Below are 688 nucleotides of genomic sequence, written 5' to 3' on the forward strand. Positions count from 1 at the left end.
TAGCACCGACACCCGCGCCAACCCAGCCCGCCCCGCCTGCAACGCCACAGCAGAAGGCAGAGCCCAGCAAGTCTGACGAGAAGCCAGCCACCGCTGCGCCGGACGAAAAGCCCGCGCAAAGCGAGGAGAAGCAGGCGACCGAGGACACCGACAAGCAGCAGCCGGACAAACAAGAACCCGCACCGCAACCCGACGAAAAGCAAGCCGTCGTGATGCCAAAGCCATTGGCGGCTGAGACCGGTGGCAAGCCAGCGCCTCCAGCCTCGGCTGAAAAGGCAAAGCCCAAAGCCAAACCCGCCAAGACTATGACGTTCAAGCCCGCAAGAGCTTTCAAAGCGCCGATCGGGAATGCTGGAAGATCAAATCCCACCAACAACGACGTTGCAGGATCACCGATCTATCCCGGCCTTCCGGGCGTCAGAAAGCTTTACTCGCAAGGGGCAACCGGCAATGCGTTCGCTACAAGCTCCATGGAGAATGTGCCGCGCGGTCAGCGGGTGGCCACCCTCTGCGGCAACGTTCTGAGCCGGGAACTGCAAACTGCCGACTATACGGTCAAATGGGTGCCAACCATCACGCTGGACAAAGGCAATGTTCTCAATCCTCCGCAGGCCGCCTTCAGCACCAGAAACGCCTGGTACAACCTAAATTTCCGATGCGAAGTCGACGCCGATGCGACGAGGGTCCT

The 688-nt window shown here is 60.6% G+C and carries 1 protein-coding gene; it reads left to right on the forward strand.

The genetic code is table 11. The features are described from left to right. Positions 1-688: DUF930 domain-containing protein (locus EOC06_RS38205; RefSeq protein WP_128310170.1), on the forward strand; the 688-nt coding region annotated here is incomplete at both ends.

The sequence above is a fragment of the Mesorhizobium sp. M7A.F.Ca.MR.362.00.0.0 genome, assembly GCF_004023175.1.
Lineage (GTDB): Bacteria > Pseudomonadota > Alphaproteobacteria > Rhizobiales > Rhizobiaceae > Mesorhizobium.